General features: G+C 40.3%; 18 protein-coding genes. 1 reads left to right on the top strand and 17 read right to left on the bottom strand.

Features of this window, described 5'->3' with window-relative positions:
• Positions 1 to 285: helix-turn-helix domain-containing protein (locus tag ACZLMD_RS04860; protein WP_489495225.1), on the top strand; the 285-nt coding region annotated here is incomplete at its 5' end.
• An 870-nt stretch (positions 286 to 1,155) separates the two neighbouring features.
• Here the strand turns inward: ACZLMD_RS04860 and ACZLMD_RS04855 are convergent.
• The 17 genes from ACZLMD_RS04855 to ACZLMD_RS04775 all read right to left on the bottom strand — a co-directional run bounded on the left by ACZLMD_RS04855 (position 1,156) and on the right by ACZLMD_RS04775 (position 17,737).
• Positions 1,156 to 1,488: a hypothetical protein gene (locus ACZLMD_RS04855; RefSeq protein ID WP_489495224.1), complete on the bottom strand. Its 333-nt coding sequence runs from the start codon at positions 1,486 to 1,488 to the stop codon at positions 1,156 to 1,158.
• 385 nt (positions 1,489 to 1,873) lie between these two features.
• Positions 1,874 to 2,275, bottom strand: coding sequence for a hypothetical protein (locus ACZLMD_RS04850; RefSeq protein WP_489495223.1), 402 nt, complete (start codon positions 2,273 to 2,275; stop codon positions 1,874 to 1,876).
• Between the two features lie 137 nt (positions 2,276 to 2,412).
• Positions 2,413 to 3,315 (bottom strand): sugar phosphate nucleotidyltransferase, encoded by a 903-nt coding sequence (locus ACZLMD_RS04845; RefSeq protein ID WP_489495222.1) that lies wholly within the window; start codon positions 3,313 to 3,315, stop codon positions 2,413 to 2,415.
• Between the two features lie 17 nt (positions 3,316 to 3,332).
• Positions 3,333 to 4,445, bottom strand: coding sequence for a UDP-galactopyranose mutase (glf, locus tag ACZLMD_RS04840; RefSeq protein ID WP_489495221.1), 1,113 nt, complete (start codon positions 4,443 to 4,445; stop codon positions 3,333 to 3,335).
• A gap of 26 nt (positions 4,446 to 4,471) precedes the next feature.
• On the bottom strand, positions 4,472 to 5,926 hold the full coding sequence (locus ACZLMD_RS04835; protein ID WP_227200322.1) for a flippase: 1,455 nt from the start codon (positions 5,924 to 5,926) through the stop codon (positions 4,472 to 4,474).
• A gap of 10 nt (positions 5,927 to 5,936) precedes the next feature.
• The gene (locus tag ACZLMD_RS04830; RefSeq protein WP_489495220.1) at positions 5,937 to 6,854 is read right to left on the bottom strand and encodes a glycosyltransferase; all 918 of its coding nucleotides are present in this window, start codon (positions 6,852 to 6,854) and stop codon (positions 5,937 to 5,939) included.
• On the bottom strand, positions 6,835 to 8,028 hold the full coding sequence (locus ACZLMD_RS04825) for a hypothetical protein (RefSeq protein WP_227200320.1): 1,194 nt from the start codon (positions 8,026 to 8,028) through the stop codon (positions 6,835 to 6,837). The genes ACZLMD_RS04830 and ACZLMD_RS04825 overlap by 20 nt, the downstream gene beginning before the upstream one ends.
• A 71-nt stretch (positions 8,029 to 8,099) precedes the next feature.
• A complete protein-coding gene (locus ACZLMD_RS04820; RefSeq protein ID WP_227200318.1) occupies positions 8,100 to 8,996 on the bottom strand; it encodes an ATP-grasp fold amidoligase family protein in 897 nt (298 codons plus the stop codon).
• A gap of 1 nt (position 8,997) precedes the next feature.
• Positions 8,998 to 10,080 (bottom strand): glycosyltransferase, encoded by a 1,083-nt coding sequence (locus ACZLMD_RS04815; RefSeq protein ID WP_227200316.1) that lies wholly within the window; start codon positions 10,078 to 10,080, stop codon positions 8,998 to 9,000.
• A 31-nt stretch (positions 10,081 to 10,111) separates the two neighbouring features.
• Positions 10,112 to 11,185 carry a glycosyltransferase family 4 protein gene (locus tag ACZLMD_RS04810; RefSeq protein ID WP_118496561.1) on the bottom strand — a complete coding sequence of 358 codons (1,074 nt, stop codon included), beginning with the start codon at positions 11,183 to 11,185 and terminating at the stop codon, positions 10,112 to 10,114.
• A gap of 1 nt (position 11,186) precedes the next feature.
• Positions 11,187 to 12,296 carry a glycosyltransferase family 1 protein gene (locus ACZLMD_RS04805; RefSeq protein ID WP_227200314.1) on the bottom strand — a complete coding sequence of 370 codons (1,110 nt, stop codon included), beginning with the start codon at positions 12,294 to 12,296 and terminating at the stop codon, positions 11,187 to 11,189.
• Between the two features lie 21 nt (positions 12,297 to 12,317).
• Entirely contained in the window at positions 12,318 to 13,475 is a 1,158-nt protein-coding gene (locus ACZLMD_RS04800) for a Coenzyme F420 hydrogenase/dehydrogenase, beta subunit C-terminal domain (RefSeq protein WP_489495219.1), read from the bottom strand.
• A gap of 1 nt (position 13,476) precedes the next feature.
• Positions 13,477 to 14,601, bottom strand: coding sequence for a polysaccharide pyruvyl transferase family protein (locus ACZLMD_RS04795; protein WP_227200305.1), 1,125 nt, complete (start codon positions 14,599 to 14,601; stop codon positions 13,477 to 13,479).
• Between the two features lie 10 nt (positions 14,602 to 14,611).
• Positions 14,612 to 15,106, bottom strand: coding sequence for a glycosyltransferase (locus ACZLMD_RS04790; RefSeq protein WP_227200303.1), 495 nt, complete (start codon positions 15,104 to 15,106; stop codon positions 14,612 to 14,614).
• 15 nt (positions 15,107 to 15,121) lie between these two features.
• On the bottom strand, positions 15,122 to 15,589 hold the full coding sequence (pssD, locus tag ACZLMD_RS04785) for a PssD/Cps14F family polysaccharide biosynthesis glycosyltransferase (protein WP_264466022.1): 468 nt from the start codon (positions 15,587 to 15,589) through the stop codon (positions 15,122 to 15,124).
• Between the two features lie 33 nt (positions 15,590 to 15,622).
• Positions 15,623 to 16,864 (bottom strand): nucleotide sugar dehydrogenase, encoded by a 1,242-nt coding sequence (locus tag ACZLMD_RS04780; RefSeq protein ID WP_227200301.1) that lies wholly within the window; start codon positions 16,862 to 16,864, stop codon positions 15,623 to 15,625.
• Between the two features lie 366 nt (positions 16,865 to 17,230).
• Complete coding sequence (locus ACZLMD_RS04775) at positions 17,231 to 17,737, bottom strand: serine acetyltransferase (protein WP_177296692.1); 507 nt, start codon at positions 17,735 to 17,737, stop codon at positions 17,231 to 17,233.
• Positions 17,738 to 17,739: the final 2 nt, after the last annotated feature.

Genomic DNA, 17,739 nt, shown 5'->3' with positions numbered 1-17,739 from the left:
CAATATAACATTTCGTTATGCCTATACTTTACCTTGAATAAAGCCTTTGAGGTAAACACCATGTATCAACGTATCCGGGATCTGCGGGAGGATCGTGATCTACTGCAAAAGGATGTTGCGGCGTATCTGAAATGCACACAGGTCTGCTACTCCAATTACGAGACCGGCAAGCGGGATATTCCCACCGAGGTACTGATTCAGCTTGCCGGTCTCTACCATACCAGTACCGATTATATTCTCGGCCTTACGGACGACAGCGCCCCGCCCATCCCCCGCAAAGCGTAAAACTGCCCCCAAAGCAGCGCAATTTGATGCGAGCTGCTTTGGGGGCAGTCTGTTTGATATAAAAATATTTCACTATGGCCCCGCATGGAAAGGTTCTTGTAAACGTGTCCATACGGCATCATCTATGCAAGAATGATTCCTCTCACCTCTCCAAAGCTTCCAGAAAACAGAGCAAAAAAGAAAGTCCGACAATCATTCGAATCAACGAACAATTCTGAGATTTTCAATGTCTCCGGCGGGGCAACCCCATACTCTGCCTTCAGAAAGGGATTTTAAGTCCCTCGTGTCTGCCAGCCTTCGGCAAATTCGATTTTCGTTCGTTGTATCGTTTGATTTCTCATTGCGAGAGAGATTTTTCCTCCGCGAGCGAGAGGGATTCGCATTTTTTTGACAAGATAATATTACCACCTTTTTCGCTCTATGTCAATCATGTAAAATTGTTTCATCTTGTCGTGCTTGATCTTCGGAGCGTCCGGGGCCCGGGGCTTCCGCCGGGGGCGTTCGCCCTGCCCAGATGCGCTCCTCAGGGTGGGTGTGCCGATTGGTTGACTTGTGCTTTGATTAGTGCATCGATAGACGTACTTGAATAATGGATTACCTCTGATTTTTGAAGAGTACTTCTGAAGTGATTGAAGTTGTTTTGATGCGCTGACTGCCTTGATGGATTCTCACCTGTGATGCTCGTTGCTGTTTATTTGCCCAGCCCCCACTCTCCCCTGCTACCTCTTTTGCTGAAATTTCACCGGAAGTGATTTTGAGAGATGAAGTGAGAAATGTGCGCATTTATTCGATATGAAACAATTGTTCTATTATAAAACCGCGTGGATGGGATTTTGTAACCACACCCACACGGTCCGAGGTCTAAAAAGATTATTTTAGTTTTTCGAGTATCTCGTCTGCACTCACGCCGCTGGCCAGCAGCTTTTTCAGCACGTCCTCTGCTTCAGCTTTCTTTGCAGATTCCGCTGCTTTGGTTTCAGCTTTGATCTTTTTGGCTTCCAGCGTTGCCACTTCTTTTTCGGCCTTCTTCAGAGCAGTCTTCTTCTCTTTCAGGTCAGCCTTTAAAGTGTCAATGTTGGCGGCGATGGATGCGATTTCAGCAGTCAGAGAAGCGATAGATTCCTGTTTCTCCGTGATCTGGGTTGCGTAGTCTTTGGTAATATTCGATTTTGGACGGTTCTTGCTTCCTTTGGTTCTGGGCATAAGATATCAGCCTTTCTATTATGTATTGTGAATAAACAGACACTTATTACCTTAATATGTCAATTGTCTCTTCCAAACTATATCCGGCATCTCTCAGTACTTCAACCGCTGCATACGTGTAAAAGCCCTCAAACGAGTAACTTTGAAATGTGCAGCTTTCCACAAGGTCTTTGCCTGCTTCTGATTCATATCATTTTCTCATTGTATCATAATTCACACACTCATATCCATCAGCCAAAATAAGATAATGGTTACCATCTCGGTTACTAACAAATTCATCAATAGCTGATTTTAGTTGAAGTGTCTCTGAATCAGGGATTAGTTTTTTCCTATCATGCCGTTATATATTCGCTTAATGAGCAATTCATCCATCAATATATACTCCCTATGCTATTCTCACCGGAGTCTGTAACGAGTTCCGTTGCAATCTCATAGCTATCATAGGAAAGCATACTGTTTCTTCCTCCGGTTTCGTTTTACCACAAATTTCCAAAGTCACCGGCATTAAAGTGAGTTTATAGATAAGACCTTTGTTATCCATTCCTTCCATTTCAATCTGGAAATTACCTTTTTCTATACTGTCTAAAAGAATATTCCCATCATTCTGTGAAAGTCGCATTGAAAAATAGAGGTCTTGCGTCGCACGTGATACCGTACCATTTTTGATAATATCGGATAATTTTTCTTGAGAGTTATTAACTAAAGCAAATGCATCCGTGGAAATTTCCTCATATGACACTAAGGATTTAAACTTTGCCCTATCAAGCATCTGATATAAGCCATCCATATTCATTCACACTCCCTATTCTCCGATTATAGGTATACCCTTCGCATTCTTAGCCGCCTTATCAGCGTTGCCTGCTGCTCACCACGGAGAGGTGTGCAAAGTTTCGAGCAGCGTAGGGAGCTATTGCTCCCAGTATATCACAAGTCTGCAAATAAATCAGCCTTGTACACACCTTTTTCCAACATTTTTTTAAAGCTATCCTTTACGGCTGCGACATCCTCATGGTAGGTCATGCCGTACCATGTGTCGTTGGTCTTCAGAACCTTCACAGACATCTTGCCCTGCTCCAGCAGCTCACCGATGAAGATTGGGATCAGATACTCGGCTTTCTGAGGATTGCTCGGTACTTCTTTCTCGAAAAACTCCTTGAAACCATTTTCCAGCACATCCAAAAAATCAGGAGTCAAGCCCCACATATTCATGGATACCAGAGAATTCACATCAACAACCACACCGTCTGCCTCTGCTCCATCTGCAGTCTTTACGATGTTCTTGGTTTCCACAACCTCAGTCAAGTTTCCATTCTCATCCATCTTGCAGATACCACGAGTCACACCACCATTATCAGACAGGGTGTTCTTCAGCACAAAGCCTGCCATACAGGACTTGCCGCCATTCACCAGATACTCATGAACAGCTTTAAAGCCTTCCTTGCCATAGTAATCGTCTGCGTTAATGACGATGAACGGAGTTTTAATTACGTCCTTCGCTGCAAGCACGGCCTGACCGGTTCCCCAGGGTTTCGTGCGACCTTCCGGTAAAGTTCCCGGAATATCGTTGATATCCTGGAAAGCATAGTCTACAGTTACATTGTGAGAGGAACAAATGAAGGCAATACGATCACCGATGACCTCTTTGAATTCTTTCTCAATATCTTTGCGGATGATAAATACTACATGGTTGAAACCTGCCTCAATCGCATCATGGATTGAGTAGTCCATAATGATATGTCCAGCATCATCCACTGGCTCCAACTGCTTAATTCCTGTTCCGAAACGGCTGCCGATACCGGCTGCCATGATAAGTAATGTTGTGTTCATATTCTCTTTTCTCTCTGTTAAAATTCTTTTTCGCATCTATCCAATACAGCTGCAATTACCTGATCCATGTCATAATACTTATACTCTCCTAGGCGACCGCCGAAAATCACATTATTTTCTGCATCTGCCAACTTCTTGTATTCAGAATAAAGTAAACCATTCTTAGCATCATTAACCGGATAATATGGCTCATCTCCCGGCTTCCACTCACTGCTGTACTCACGGCCAATGATAGTCTTCGGCAGATCATTGCCGTTCTCATCCTTACCGAACTCAAACCATTTGTGCTCAATGATACGGGTCCACGGAGTTTCTCGGTCGGTATAGTTCACTGCGGCATTGCCCTGGAAATTTGGCTTATCCAAAGTTTCCGTCTCAAATCTAACAGAACGGTATTCCAGCGTACCCAGCTTATAATCAAAGTATGCATCAATCGGTCCAGTGTATACAACCTTATCAGCCAATGCATCCAGCTCCGCTTTGTTTTCCAGATAGTCTGTGCTCAAACGAACTTCAATTTCATCCAGCAGATTGGCAATCATCTTGGTATAGCCGCCAACAGGAATGCCCTGATAAAGTGCATTGAAGTAGTTGTTATCAAAAGTCAGCCGAACCGGAAGACGCTTGATAATAAAGGACGGCAACTCCTTGCAGTCACGTCCCCACTGCTTCTCTGTATAGCCCTTGATGAGTTTCTCGTAGATATCGCGACCGACAAGAGAGATGGCCTGCTCTTCAAGATTCTGTGGCTCACTAGTAATCTCTTTGCGCTGTTCTTCAATCTTTGCGGCAGCCTCCTCCGGCGTTACAACTCCCCACATCTTGTTAAAGGTGTACATGTTGAACGGAAGGGAGAATAATTCTCCTTTATAATTAGCCACCGGTGAGTTGGTGAAACGATTAAACTCTGCAAACTGCGTGATGTAATTCCAAACCTTTTTGTTATTAGTATGGAAAATGTGAGCACCATATTTATGAACATTGATACCCTCAATATTCTTGGTATAAATATTTCCTGCAATATTCGGGCGCTTGTCTACTACCAAAACAGACTTGCCATGTGCTTTAGCTTCATGTGCAAAAATCGCCCCATACAGACCAGAACCTACTACTAAATAATCATATTTCATACTCTTTCCTCCCATTCAGTCAGTTATTATTTTTTCTTGATAATTCGTCCAAGCAACTGATTTTCTATTTCTATGACAAGAGATTCCTTTGCAATTGTTAAAATCAAAAAATATACTCCAAAAAATACAATTGCAGAAGCACATAAAGTCATAAAACTTCCCCACTGCATTCTCTTTATTAAAACCGCGAGAACCCCTCCAGCTAAAACAGAACTGCCAATTGCAACATAATGAACCTGTCTATATGCTTCCTTAATAATTCCTCTAAGCGCAACGTACTGAACAATAAAAACAGCGATTTCTGCTGCCAAGGTTCCAATCGCTGCACCTGTAGATGCCATTTTAGGAATCAGAAGCGCATTTAAGATAATATCCACAATCATTCCAGCAATTTCCGAATAAAGAACTACTTTTTCTTTTCCAAGCGGCACTAACATTTGTATTCCCATTATGTTTGTCAGACCAATAAAAAGTAAAGTTGGCATTATAACTTGCATCGGAATAATTGCACCGGCATAAGCATCGCCCGATAAGAAGAAAACGCCCTCCTTTGCAAAAAGCATAAAATAAATCATCATCGGTGTTGCAATCAAAAACACGAAATTGATTGCCTTTTTTGTAATACGGTAAAATTCATCCATCATACTATGTTCGACATAGTATGATGCTCTCGGCAGCAAAACCACACCTAAAGATGTAACGATACTCACGAGAATCGTTTTTATCTTTACTGCCGCATTATAATATCCAACATCTGCGTCTGTACGAATAAATCCAAGCATTACAGTATCCAGATGCGTATATATTGTTGTGGCACAGGACATTGCAAAGAAAATCACAATCGCTTTTAAGTGTTTCTTAAAATTATAGTGACCAACAGGCTTAATGTTGATATAACGGTGTATATGAAAGAAGTTAAAAATATTTGAGGCAGATGATGCCAAAATGGAAATTCCACCATAAATGACATAATCGCTTTGTTCATGCACCATGAGAAACATCGCAACAATTGCAATAAACTTAAAAATAATCGAGCGAACCGTAATATAAGTATATTGTTCAAGTGCTTTATACAGCCATTCCATTCCTATGGCATTAAAAAAGATTGTCAGGCCAACAATCAAGAACAGGTCTTTATCCTGCCGAAATCTTGGGACATAGTATATTGCTGCAAAATAAACCACATATGCCAGTGCGCTCATCATAAGGTTGATAATGAACAGCTCTTGAACCATTTTCGAGAGTTCTTCCCGATTATCACGCACCTTTGCACATGCCCGAATGCCGTATGTTGGAATTCCCAACTGTGCAAAGAGTGTAAAGTAAGATACGATCGAAGTTGCAAATGATACTTTTCCGGTACCAATGGGCAATAGAATGCGTGAAACATACGGAAATGTAATCAGTGGAAAAACGAACTGCGACATCGTAAGAATCGCGTTCATTACAAAATTTAATTTAAGAGACTTTTGTTTTCCCATTTCCTTTCTGTTATTCTCCTTTTCTATGTGCATATTCAATCTTCGGATTAAAGAAAAATCCAGAGATCGTTCCTTTGCACGTCACCCAAACTCTTTTTGCTTTGTGATCCGGTGCTTTTCTGAGAATATTCTTGATTCGCCCACCAATCACACGCAGCCGACGGCCTACTTTTCCATTTTTTCGCGCGATGTACATTCCGTTTCTTGCTTGATAAAAGAAGCGTTCTATTCTTGTCTCATCTGCCGAAACCACATCTGCGCCTTTATTGGATGGTGCTTTATGTACAATAACACTATCGAAATCCAAATAAGCTGGAGCCAATTTTCTCAATCTTGCCGTATACTCCTGATCATCTCCATAAATAAAGAACTCAGAAATCGGCAATCCTGCTGTCTCAGCATATTTTAAATTGATAAAGCAGCCAACAAAAGAACAAGTATCAATCAACAACAGCTTGTTTTTTCTAATTCTGTCCAAATCCAGCCCTAATCTGGAGTTGTACTGGAAATCCGGAACATTCATATCAAACAGTTTCCCATCCGTCCAATACACTAATGAGGCCAGATAGGAAAACTCACCATCTAATGCCTGTCCCTTATCCACAAGGCTTTGCAATGCCTCTTTTTCCGGGATAGAGTCATCATCCATGATCCACGCATATAAATAGCCGAGCTCTATGGCTTTTCTCAAGCCAAAAGCAAATCCACCTGCACCACCAAGGTTCTTTCCGGTATTATAATATTTGATTCTCTTGTCCTGAATCTCTGCAACCATTTCCTTTGTGCCATCATTGCTGTTGTTGTCAACAATCAGGATATCATGGTCCTTAAATGTCTGATTCAAGAGTGCTTCTATGTTTTCTTTTAATAATTTCTTTCGATTATACGTTACTATTACTTCTGCATACTTATTCATATTCTTTCTCATTTCGGTTCCTTTCAAAAAATTCTTTTTTGCTCTTTATCATTCCAACGCAGGCAACAGAAATTATAATAAAAGGATTATATCTAAAAGATAATAATTGCGGGTCTGTTATGCAATGAATAAGGAACAAAGAACATCCCATGCATAGATAAATATTCTTTGTCACAACACTATAGCATTGTACCGCCATCATTGCCAAACATAAAACCACAAGCATTATCACACCGTATCTTACTAACACCTGCAAATATGAAGAATCAACATAAAAATAATCCATACCGGATACTTTTGTGCCATCGGTTCCTGTCAGCCATGTAATGGGTTGACCAAACAATGAAACACCATACGTTTCTAAAGCAATTTTTCCAAAATACGGCCTATTTGAAAAAGCTGCATTTATAGCCACGAATGCAGGCTCATTATAGTGAGCAATATAAAAGTACTGTGCTACTATCGTTGCAATTGCTGAAAAGAATGGAAATATTTCTAATATTCTCCTTGGAAAATCTCTGTCAAACAGAAACTGTTTTATCTTTTCAATATTCAACAAGTAATATAGGATAATGCTTGCATTAATAACAACAAATACAGCTAATGTATCCGTCATCTTATAAAACCAAACATTTATGACTTCAATCAAAATCCAACTTCTAAACTTTATTTTGTTTTTTCTACTGGCAATATACGCCAAAACTGTGTGCAAGAAGAGATTCGGACCAAATGTGGCAAAATAAAATCCCAAGTACTCTCGTCCTGCACTAGTTTGAGACGGGAGAATTCCTATAAGCCATGCAAAAATCACTATCGCAATTGCAATGCCAGCACTAATACAATAAGTCTTCAGAACAGATTCCGGCTCTGCCTTTGAACAATACAATATGAATATAACAATATAGATCAAGTCACTGTCTGCCTGATTGAAGAATATATTTCCTATTATCAGGAGAGCGATTAGTCCCCATAAAAGCAAATTACGAATGCTGAACTTTGAGTGGCGTAAAAGTACCAATACCGGAACAGTTGCCGCAACAATCTTTAATCCTTGACACAGCGTTGCAAGAATTGCAGATGACGAAAGAAGATATGACTGCCCAATGACAAACAGGAAAATACAGATTCCATAACAAATATTTGTAATATCTTTAACTTTAATCTTTGCGCCTTTTGTAGTAATCATTCATCCAATCCATCGTCAAGTGCTGATTGACCCTGCACCCCACAAAATCCTTTCTTTGAATTATTTTCATATTAGCTAATTTTTTCTGGAAGTACCAGCCAATCTCCAATTTTTTTATCCCACTCTTTTGTTTCAAACGGCACAATCGCGCCGAAATGATAAAATGTCATTTCTCCAAAGTAAACTCGACCATTTGCTTCATAAAAATCCACTCGAACATGTGGGAATCCTTCACTGAGTTTTTTGGCAAGCTCAATCATTTTTTCAAAATGTTCTGGTTTTTTGATGGCGGATACAGAGTTCGGATAGTGCTGTGCAATGTTCATGTGGTTAAACTGCATATCATAAAAGTCAAACTTTGTGTTTTTGACGCCTCTTTCCGTTGCCACAAACATCAGTTTCGGCTCTCCATTGAAACAGAAGAATTTATAATCACGGAGTTCTCCGGTTTCCTGATCTTCCATATATTTTTCAGCAATAATTCTCGGCTTGACTCCTTTATATGACCATTCCCTCGTCCAAAGATAATAATTGTTTGCCAGAGACTTTTCGATTTTTTCCTTAGCCTTTTTCAAATCAAGTTTGGATTTATCCTTGCAGACAACCAATCCACCTGAATCATGTGTGCATTTCAGCACAAACTGATTTGGAAGCTCATTGAAGTTGATATCCTCAAATTTATCCCATACACCAAGCGTCGGGATAACATACTGTTCACCAATTTTATCTGCAATATATTTTTTCACTTCGTATTTGTCAACCAATGTAATAAGATCCGGCCTTCTATAATACAGTTTGAGCCAGTTCAATTTTTCGTTGAATGTCTTCGGATTCTTAAAATCAATAAACTTTCCAAACTCTGCATAATAAAAAATTTGCAGATATGGCTTGTCCGGCATCCAATTAAGCAGTCTGTGGTTCACAAAATAGCCAGCCACACGCCGCAAACCATGTTTTTTTTCACCCATCTTACTCACACTCCTTCACATAATCCAAAAGTATCTGCATTTTTTTCAAGGCTTTTTCAGACGAATATTCCTCCAATAAACATCGCCTTGCTTGTTTTCCGCATTCTGCCATCTGTCCAGGATTTGCAATGGCCCATTCCATTTTATCCTTTAAATCTTCAACATTGTTCGTCTGAAACAGAAGACCAGTTTCAAACGATTTGATCAAGCTTCTAGGACCTGTTTTACAATCGCTGGATATACATGGAACACCGAAAGCCATTGCTTCCATTAGTGCATTTGGCATTCCCTCGTAATCAGATGTCATCACAAACATATCCGCTACTTGTAGCTGTTTCTCGATGCTCTGGCTTCTCCCCCGTAGAAAAACATGATTAGCAAGTCCATATTCATCGACTAAACCTTCAAGGTATTTCTTTTGATTTCCCTCACCGAAAATATCCAGTGTAATTTCAGATTTTATCTTTGTAATATCAACCATAGCTTTCAGAAGAAGTGGATAATTTTTTTGTTCGTGAAGTCTGCCTACTGCAATTATTTTAGAAATTTTCCTACTATAAATTTCTTTATGATTATCAATAAACTTTGATGAAAGAGGATTGGGAACAACAAAGCACTTTTTTCTTAAATCGGCTGAGAAATATTCCGATTGCTCTTCATTTTGAATCAGAATGGCACAAGATTTCTTAGCCAGGTAATCGCGAAAATTTCTTAACAATCTTTTTTCTGGCATTGTCCACGGATTATTTCTGATGGTCAAAACAAACGGAATTTTCATTCCTGTGATTGCAAGCCAAGACACATACAGAACGGTTCCAACAAACGGAATAATTACATCAGGATGAATTTCTTTGATAATTTTTCTCATATCAAAGATTCTCATTCCTTTTGTTATTGTACTATCCTTTCGTTGTGGCATTTCATGTATCTGTACCTTTTCTGAAATAGAATAGTCTCTCTCTGACGTTTTATATGTAATAATATGAACGTCTTCGCCAACATCAGCCAATAAGCCAGATAAAACCGAAACAACTCTTTCGGCTCCACCTCCTGTAAGGCTCCTAATTGTAAATAATATTTTCATTCTATCTCCTGTTCCGCTTTTTTGATTCGCTTTACATATTTCTTAAGAGTTCAACCCACTGGTTTATAATTGCGGCTGTATTGAAACGATCCAAATCCTTTTTTGTTTTTGACGCAAATTGCTTTAGCAACGTTTCATTTTTCATCAGTTTTATCGCACAATCTGCGAACTGCTGAACATTTCCTTCTTCTACTAGGTATCCATTGATACCATTATCAATCGTTTCTTCAGGTCCTTCCTTACAGCGAAAGCTAACAGCCGGGAGTCCTGTTGCCATTGCTTCCATCAGAACTAGCACAAACCCCTCATAACGCGAAGATAAAAAAAACAAGGACGATTCCATATATTCTTTATGAATATCATCAGAAAATCCTTTTAGTTCTATATTCCTGAGCCCCAGTCCGTCAATCTGCCCCTGAAGTTCTTTTTGAAGCGGTCCTTGTCCATAAATATCTAATTTCCAGTCCGGGACTTCCTTTTCTATCAAGGCCCAAGCCTCAACCAGCATATCAAAGCCCTTTTGTCTACTTAAACGTCCAACTGCAATCGCACGTTTTTGTGTCAACGGCGTACTTTCGCTTGTATCAACTGCAATTGGGTTATAAATATATGTCACATTTTTGCAATGTTTGTATTGTGTCAAGTAGTTATTTAAATCATTCTTGCCTAATACCACAACGCAATCAGCATGTTCTGCCGCCAGTTTTCTGGCATATTTGACCAGTTTATTAGGGCTTATATAATAGTTAAAATGTTCCCATGCGATACATTTACATATTTTCTTTATCTGCAAAGGAATCAAATAAAGATATAACGCTACATCGACTGCTATCATGACGTCAATCTGTTCTTCCTTTACATATTTAATCAATTGCTTTTCGACATAGATTTTTCTCAAAGCTGAATTCTCGCATTTTTCTCCATTTAGTGAGTAAAGTTTAATGTTTTTATCTATTTCAAATTTGCAAGAGTTTCCATGCTGACAACTGATAATCCTCACATCAAAATTTTTTTTTACTAACTCATTTGCAATGACAGATGTAACTCTCTCAGTACCTCCGCCGCTTTCAAAATTCATTATTAAGAAACCTACTTTTTTATTCATCTCAGGCAGTTCTCCATCGGTTCAAATAATAACTTTCCATATATTTTGCAGTTGCGTCCATATCAAATCCTGCATCAATCACATACTGCTGCATATTGGTATGTGCTTTCAGATTCTGTGCCATTTCAAGTGCTGTATTCGCCCACTTTTCTTCCCCATCACTCAACAGCAGTTTCCGGTAGATTGGTGTAATATCCGTTTCCGGCGGCAATCCTTCAGAGCAGACAATAGGAACACCCGCCGCCTGCGCTTCGATTGCAACAATACCCAGACCTTCAAACAAAGATGGAAAAACAAACACATCCATCGCTTGATAAATTCTGTTCATATCCTTTCTATTTCCAAGAAAATGCACACAATCCGAAAGTCCTTTTTCTGCCACTTTGCTTTTTACTTTCTCTTCTAATGGCCCGGTGCCAACAAGAATCAATTCAGCGTTAGGCTTTTTCTTCTTGATTTCTGCAAAAACATCAATCAGGAAATCATGGTTTTTCTGAGGATGCAGGCGACCAACATGGCCGACAACAAATTTATCCTTTAACCCCAGTTCTTTCCTGATTGCATTTCTGGTATCCACATCCGCAATAAAGTTCTGCGAATCAATCGCATTTTTCAGCACTTGAAACGGCTTGTCTTTGAACAGATATTTTCCAGCTTCCTCAGAGCAGGCGAAAAGATCTGTTGCGTTTTTGGTAAACATTCGTTGCATGAACAGCTTCGGTAAATATTTTATATCGTGTACTGTCTCATTATTATGTGAATGAGCAATTCTGACGGGGATACCTGCTTTCTTTGCAGCTTTCAGGCAGAAATATCCAATCGTGTAGGCGTGACAATGAACAATTTTATATTCGTGATGCTGAGCAAAGAAAACTGCCAAATCTTTTTGAAATTTAGGAAGGTTCAAATCCTCCCGGAAAGACAGTTTGTAAACATGTCCACCCATTTTTTCAATTTCATCATCGTAAAACTGTTTTTCCTTATAAACGACCAAAAAATCAAACTGTACTTTCGTTCTGTCAATTTTCCGGTATATATTCATCAACAAAGCCTGCGTACCGCCAGCTTCCATTCGCTGCAAGATATGCAAAACTCTTATAGGCTCTCCCATGTATTCTTCCTCCACAAAATCTCAAAGAGATTTAATTTTTTGAATCAGTTTATTCGGCAGCACAGATTTCAACCGTGCTTTTGGCTGAAAGCCAACCTTTATATTCCCTATAAAGCCTGGTTCATCGATGCTCTTATAGAAAGTATCTCTAGTCACAGGCCTGTTGCTCGGCTGTACCAAATTATGCTGCTTCACCATTCCCTCTTCCAGTGTCGCTTCTTCCACTTCTGCAAGAGGGCGCATCATTTCAAAGAGTTTTTGGCCTTTCTCGGTATTGACAAATACACTGGATACGCCTTTTGGAGAATTAAAATCAGGGTGGCTCTTGGCAATTCCCCAGAAATCACCTACGGTCAAATCTCCCACTCGGCTCGCATTTGCATAGGCACACTGATAACAGCTCTCTCTGTAACAGTCGCCATCCATAAAATGTTTTCCATAGCGATCAAGAGAGAGTGTCTTTGTCTTTGTCTTTGTCTTTGTCTTTGTCTTTAGCAGATATTGTGTTCCCCAGCCCCGTTTATCTTTGGAGCGGAAATTGAAGTAAATCACTTTACCTGCCGTTTGCTTGTTCTGGTATTCCAAATACTTTTTAAAAAACTTCGGAGACGGAACGCCGTGACAAATCAGGTCAACCGTATATAAATTTTCAGGATTGCCACCCAAGAAAGCATACAAGCCAGCAATTTGGCAGGGTGTTCCTGTAAAAAGCACCGTTTTTCCCTCAACGAGTCGCTGTTTGGCCTTTGCATAGCTGTCTTTCGGATCGGACTGAACATACTTAGAAGATTGGAGTTTTTCTCTTTCAGCATCGGTCGTTACTTCAATGTGACTTACTGCCAGCTGTTCATCATAAGCAGCACCATAGACCACACCACCCGTTTGCAAAACAGTCTTTGCCGCGCTGTCTGCCGCGCCACCGGATGCGGAACGCATAATGTCCGTATCATTTTTGTTGCGCCACGCCCAGACTTTTTGGGGGTTGTTCCGATGAAATTCTGTATTCTCCACCGGACATTTTTTTAGGCACAATTTGCACTCGATACAGCTTTTTTCATCAACGGACGGATACCAAAAGCCCTCGTTACTTTCCACCATAGAGATGCAGTGTTTCGGGCAGCTTTGCGCACAGCTTTTGCATCCCACACATTTCTCTTTTATCCTTGCTACGTTCTCCATCTTATCCCTCTAAATTACTTCGCAGATACTCCTTCGCCACTTCTCGATGTGCTTTCAACAGCTCATCAACTTTTGCGTAATCAATCGTTTCTTCATTGATATTTTCTGCATCTTCAACTTTCGCTGTCATTCTGTCTGCCAAATCCAACCGTTCCAGCAAATCACTCAACTTTTCTTCATTACCATAGCTGTTACCTACACTCTTGCGAATTAATGTTGTAAACGGCCGATGTGTGATCACCGAGAAGATGCTGCCGTGGAAGGTATCGGTAATAACTTCTTCTGCATTTCTGAAATAGGCCAGAACCTCAAAGGGTGAGCAGTCTACGAATCGGTCTGCACATTTTTGGATACCACCAATTGCATATACCTTCAAATTCTTCTTCTTTGCATAAGCAGCAATCCAGTCTGCTTCTTCATTGGAAATACGGCCTGCATACGCATACAGAATCAGATACTTCTCGTCAACCCGCAGCTGTGGAATTTTATCGCAGCAGTTCATGTAATCATAGGTCAGAACCGGGTCCAAGTTATAAACCGGCTTTTTTTCTGTAAGCTGCTCCACAATGGCTCCAGAATTCGCATCTCGTACAGAAATCGCATCAAATTTCTTCAACAATACTCCAACTTCATCAGCCTTTTTATACTTTTCCAGCTTTTCTAATGTTGTATTACCAAAAGATGCCGCATAAGTGAGAAGTCTCTTCGCATGATTATCTTTTCCAAACAATTCCAGCGAATAACCCACATTGGAATTTTTCTGAATGCAGTTGAAAACCTCATCGCTGCCAATCACAAGGCAATCCAATGTCGGGTTATAGTTCATTTCATCCGTAATTCCTAAAAGTGGCATATACTTTTTTGAAAAAGTCTGCTTATAACGAATGAACGACAACTTATGCGCAAATGGAGCCTGATATTGAAAAGTTTCCAGACCTTTTTCGACCTTACGGACAAACTTGTTTTTGCTGTCAGCATTTTCCGTAATTACGGGTGCGCCTACATGGTAGTCTACAAACTCTACTTTGCAGCTCAATTCTTCAATCAGCTGCTTTAATGCATATGCCTGCAAAAACGATCCGTAGTTTGCAATACGCTGCATCGACATGATTCCAACTTTTCTCATCCATTCATCCTCAATACAATTCGTTTACCAGTTTCTCAAGTCCTTCATTAAACTTGGCATTATTACTACTCATACCATGTCCCATGCCGGCAACAATCTGATCATAGTTCGTTATGATATCTCCCAGTGTATTAATGTCCTCCACCGGAATAATCGTTCCCATTCTCTGCGCCACATTCCTTGCGAACTCAACTTGATGGTCGTTCACATGCTCATTGAACTGATGCTGACGCGGCACAACAATAGGAGTCTTACCTATCTGTAGTGGCATGATAAAACTTGCCGGGCCACCGTGAGTGATTACAATACGGGCGTCGGCCACATTTTTCACCATCTGCTGATATGGAATCAGCTTACTCCACTGACAGTATTTCGGCTCGTATGTACTAAAACCAGTCTGGATAATTACATCTTCGTTTATAATGCCGTCTTTCTTTAATTCATCTATTTTCTGAATCAGCCGATTAAATGGCTGCTCATGTGTTCCTACCGTCACAAAAATCATTTTCTCGTCCCCTACTTAGAATATGCTTCCAAGGTTAACCGCCTTTGGATAAACCTTTTTCTGCTCTTCCCACTGCACAACAAACTTGTCCACAATGGGGTAAACCATCTTTCCTGTCATTGTCGGTTTATCAATTCGATCAAAAACCTCGATGTAGACCAACTTTGCGCCCATCATTTTACCAATATAAAAAAACGGGACCGCAACTGCTGCACCGCAGGAAATAATCAAGTCTGGCTTTTCCTTATGTAACACATTCCATGCAATCTTGGTATTCTTAATAAGAGCCTTTAGACTCCGGTTTGTCGGATAATAACAAGGATACATTTTTTCACCTTCGAGCAGGCTTCTTGCATCCTCCTTATCAAACGTAACCCAAAAATGATCCTTGTTTTTCCAAAATGGCTTTAACATATAAAGGTGGGTTAAATGACCGCCAGATGAACCCACCAAGCATACCTTTATATTTTCTTTATTTTTCATCTGACTCTCTCCTCTAATTTTCCTTGATCTTGCTTAATCTCTCTGGAAAATATCTCTGGTATAGACTTTCTCTTTCACATCATCCAAGCACTTGTCATAGCGGTTCGCAATGATGGCCTGACTCTGCTTCTTGAACTCATCCAGGTCATTAACTACTTTACTACCAAAGAAAGTATCCCCGTCTTTCAGGGTCGGCTCATAGATGATGACAGTTGCGCCTTTTGCCTTGATACGCTTCATGACACCTTGAATGGAACTCTGACGGAAGTTGTCGCTGTTACTCTTCATAGTCAGACGATAAACGCCTACAACAACTTCTTTCTCCTTGCTCTCATCCCAGCTGTCATTTGCTTCATAAGCACCAGCAATCTCCAAAACACGGTCGGCAATGAAGTCTTTACGAGTTCTGTTGCTCTCAACAATAGCCTCGATCAGGTTTTCCGGTACATCGGCGTAGTTCGCTAGCAGCTGCTTGGTGTCTTTCGGCAGACAGTATCCACCGTAGCCAAAGGACGGGTTGTTATAATGAGTACCAATACGAGGATCCAGGCAAACACCGTTGATGATCTGCTGAGTGTTCAGCCCTTTCATCTCAGCATAGGTATCCAGTTCGTTGAAGTAGCTGACACGCAGTGCCAGGTAGGTGTTGGCGAACAGCTTAACTGCCTCTGCCTCAGTAAAGCCCATGAACAGAGTGTCAATGTTCTCCTTAATTGCACCTTCCTGCAGGAGTTCTGCAAAAGTGTGTGCAGCCTTCACCAGACGGGCATTGTCAACATCAGTACCGACGATGATACGAGAAGGATAAAGGTTGTCATACAGAGCTTTGCTTTCTCTTAAGAATTCCGGGCTAAAGATGATATTGTCACAGTGGAACTTTTCACGAACATTTGCAGTATATCCAACTGGAATGGTGCTCTTGATAACCATGATAGCTTCCGGATTGTACTCGATAACCAGCTTGATTACAGCTTCGACTGCACTGGTGTCAAAAAAGTTCTTCTTGCTATCGTAGTTGGTAGGTGCAGCAATTACGACAAAATCTGCATCACTGTATGCTTCCTTTGCATCCAGAGTTGCGGTCAAATCCAACTCTTTTTCTGCCAGATACTTTTCAATATATTCGTCCTGAATCGGAGATTTCTTGTTGTTGATCATATCGACCTTAGCCTGCACAATATCGACTGCAACTACCTGATGATGCTGGCTCAGAAGCACTCCCAGCGAAAGTCCGACGTATCCCGTGCCGGCCACAGCGATTTTATAATTTTTCATAGTTCTGTTCTCCCTCACTAATTTTTCATTTGATAAAACAGCAAACAAGCCCACGGCGGATCACTCAATGGCAATCCACCGTAGGCTCGATTCGTTCTCCTTAATTTTTTACTTGCTGCTCATTTTGTGGGTCAAAACAGAGCTGCACCAAAGCCTCCCACTTATAACCTCTGGATTTCAGCTTCTCCGCAGCCTGTCAGCAAATAAATACTTTTGTTGAACGAGTCGAGCCGTCAAAACCATTTAGTTATCGTAGTTTTTCTTGGTTGACCCTATTATATCTCCAGCCCCAGTGCCAGCCACAGCAATCTTTAAATCCTTAAACTCTCTCATTTTTTAACCCTCTAATTTTCTTTATCATAGAATTTACACTGCATGATTTATATAATCCTTCGTTGCATCATCCGCATGTTTTACAATGCATGGATTCCCAAAAACAATAGAATGGTCCGGAATATCGCAGTTAATATAGGTATTTGGAGCTATAAGTACATCATTGCCAATTACAACATTACCAACAATTGTTGCATTTACTCCAATCCAAACATTATTTCCAATACAAGGTGTTCCTTTTCTTTTTCCACGATTTTCCTGACCAATCGTAACTCCCTTGTGAATATTAACATTGTTACCAATTATTGCTTTCGCATTAATTGTGATCCCATATGGATGTCCAACATAAAACCCATAGCCAATTTCATTATCAACAGAAAACTCAATTCCCTTTTTCTTGGTAGAAATCTCAAACAATTTCTTGTATATTTTATGAAGAAAGGGATTTTTACTCATTTGTGCTTTACGATAAAACTGCAAAAAACGTGGTACCCCCCCCCCAGAATATCTCTGCTTATCAAGTTCCAAGATATTTTCCATAA

The organism is Jutongia sp., from assembly GCF_057878315.1.
The sequence above is the reverse complement of the archived record's forward strand: the minus strand, read 5'-3'. Positions and strand labels throughout refer to the sequence as shown.

Excerpts from the sequence above, each read along its gene's own strand:
- ACZLMD_RS04855 (WP_489495224.1), bottom strand. The coding sequence starts at position 1,488 with ATGCCCAGAACCAAAGGAAGCAAGAACCGTCCAAAATCGAATATTACC.
- ACZLMD_RS04850 (WP_489495223.1), bottom strand. The coding sequence starts at position 2,275 with ATGGATGGCTTATATCAGATGCTTGATAGGGCAAAGTTTAAATCCTTA.
- ACZLMD_RS04845 (WP_489495222.1), bottom strand. The coding sequence starts at position 3,315 with ATGAACACAACATTACTTATCATGGCAGCCGGTATCGGCAGCCGTTTC.
- glf (WP_489495221.1), bottom strand. The coding sequence starts at position 4,445 with ATGAAATATGATTATTTAGTAGTAGGTTCTGGTCTGTATGGGGCGATT.
- ACZLMD_RS04835 (WP_227200322.1), bottom strand. The coding sequence starts at position 5,926 with ATGGGAAAACAAAAGTCTCTTAAATTAAATTTTGTAATGAACGCGATT.
- ACZLMD_RS04830 (WP_489495220.1), bottom strand. The coding sequence starts at position 6,854 with ATGAGAAAGAATATGAATAAGTATGCAGAAGTAATAGTAACGTATAAT.
- ACZLMD_RS04825 (WP_227200320.1), bottom strand. The coding sequence starts at position 8,028 with ATGATTACTACAAAAGGCGCAAAGATTAAAGTTAAAGATATTACAAAT.
- ACZLMD_RS04820 (WP_227200318.1), bottom strand. The coding sequence starts at position 8,996 with ATGGGTGAAAAAAAACATGGTTTGCGGCGTGTGGCTGGCTATTTTGTG.
- ACZLMD_RS04815 (WP_227200316.1), bottom strand. The coding sequence starts at position 10,080 with ATGAAAATATTATTTACAATTAGGAGCCTTACAGGAGGTGGAGCCGAA.
- ACZLMD_RS04810 (WP_118496561.1), bottom strand. The coding sequence starts at position 11,185 with ATGAATAAAAAAGTAGGTTTCTTAATAATGAATTTTGAAAGCGGCGGA.
- ACZLMD_RS04805 (WP_227200314.1), bottom strand. The coding sequence starts at position 12,296 with ATGGGAGAGCCTATAAGAGTTTTGCATATCTTGCAGCGAATGGAAGCT.
- ACZLMD_RS04800 (WP_489495219.1), bottom strand. The coding sequence starts at position 13,475 with ATGGAGAACGTAGCAAGGATAAAAGAGAAATGTGTGGGATGCAAAAGC.
- ACZLMD_RS04795 (WP_227200305.1), bottom strand. The coding sequence starts at position 14,601 with ATGAGAAAAGTTGGAATCATGTCGATGCAGCGTATTGCAAACTACGGA.
- ACZLMD_RS04790 (WP_227200303.1), bottom strand. The coding sequence starts at position 15,106 with ATGATTTTTGTGACGGTAGGAACACATGAGCAGCCATTTAATCGGCTG.
- pssD (WP_264466022.1), bottom strand. The coding sequence starts at position 15,589 with ATGAAAAATAAAGAAAATATAAAGGTATGCTTGGTGGGTTCATCTGGC.
- ACZLMD_RS04780 (WP_227200301.1), bottom strand. The coding sequence starts at position 16,864 with ATGAAAAATTATAAAATCGCTGTGGCCGGCACGGGATACGTCGGACTT.
- ACZLMD_RS04775 (WP_177296692.1), bottom strand. The coding sequence starts at position 17,737 with ATGGAAAATATCTTGGAACTTGATAAGCAGAGATATTCTGGGGGGGGG.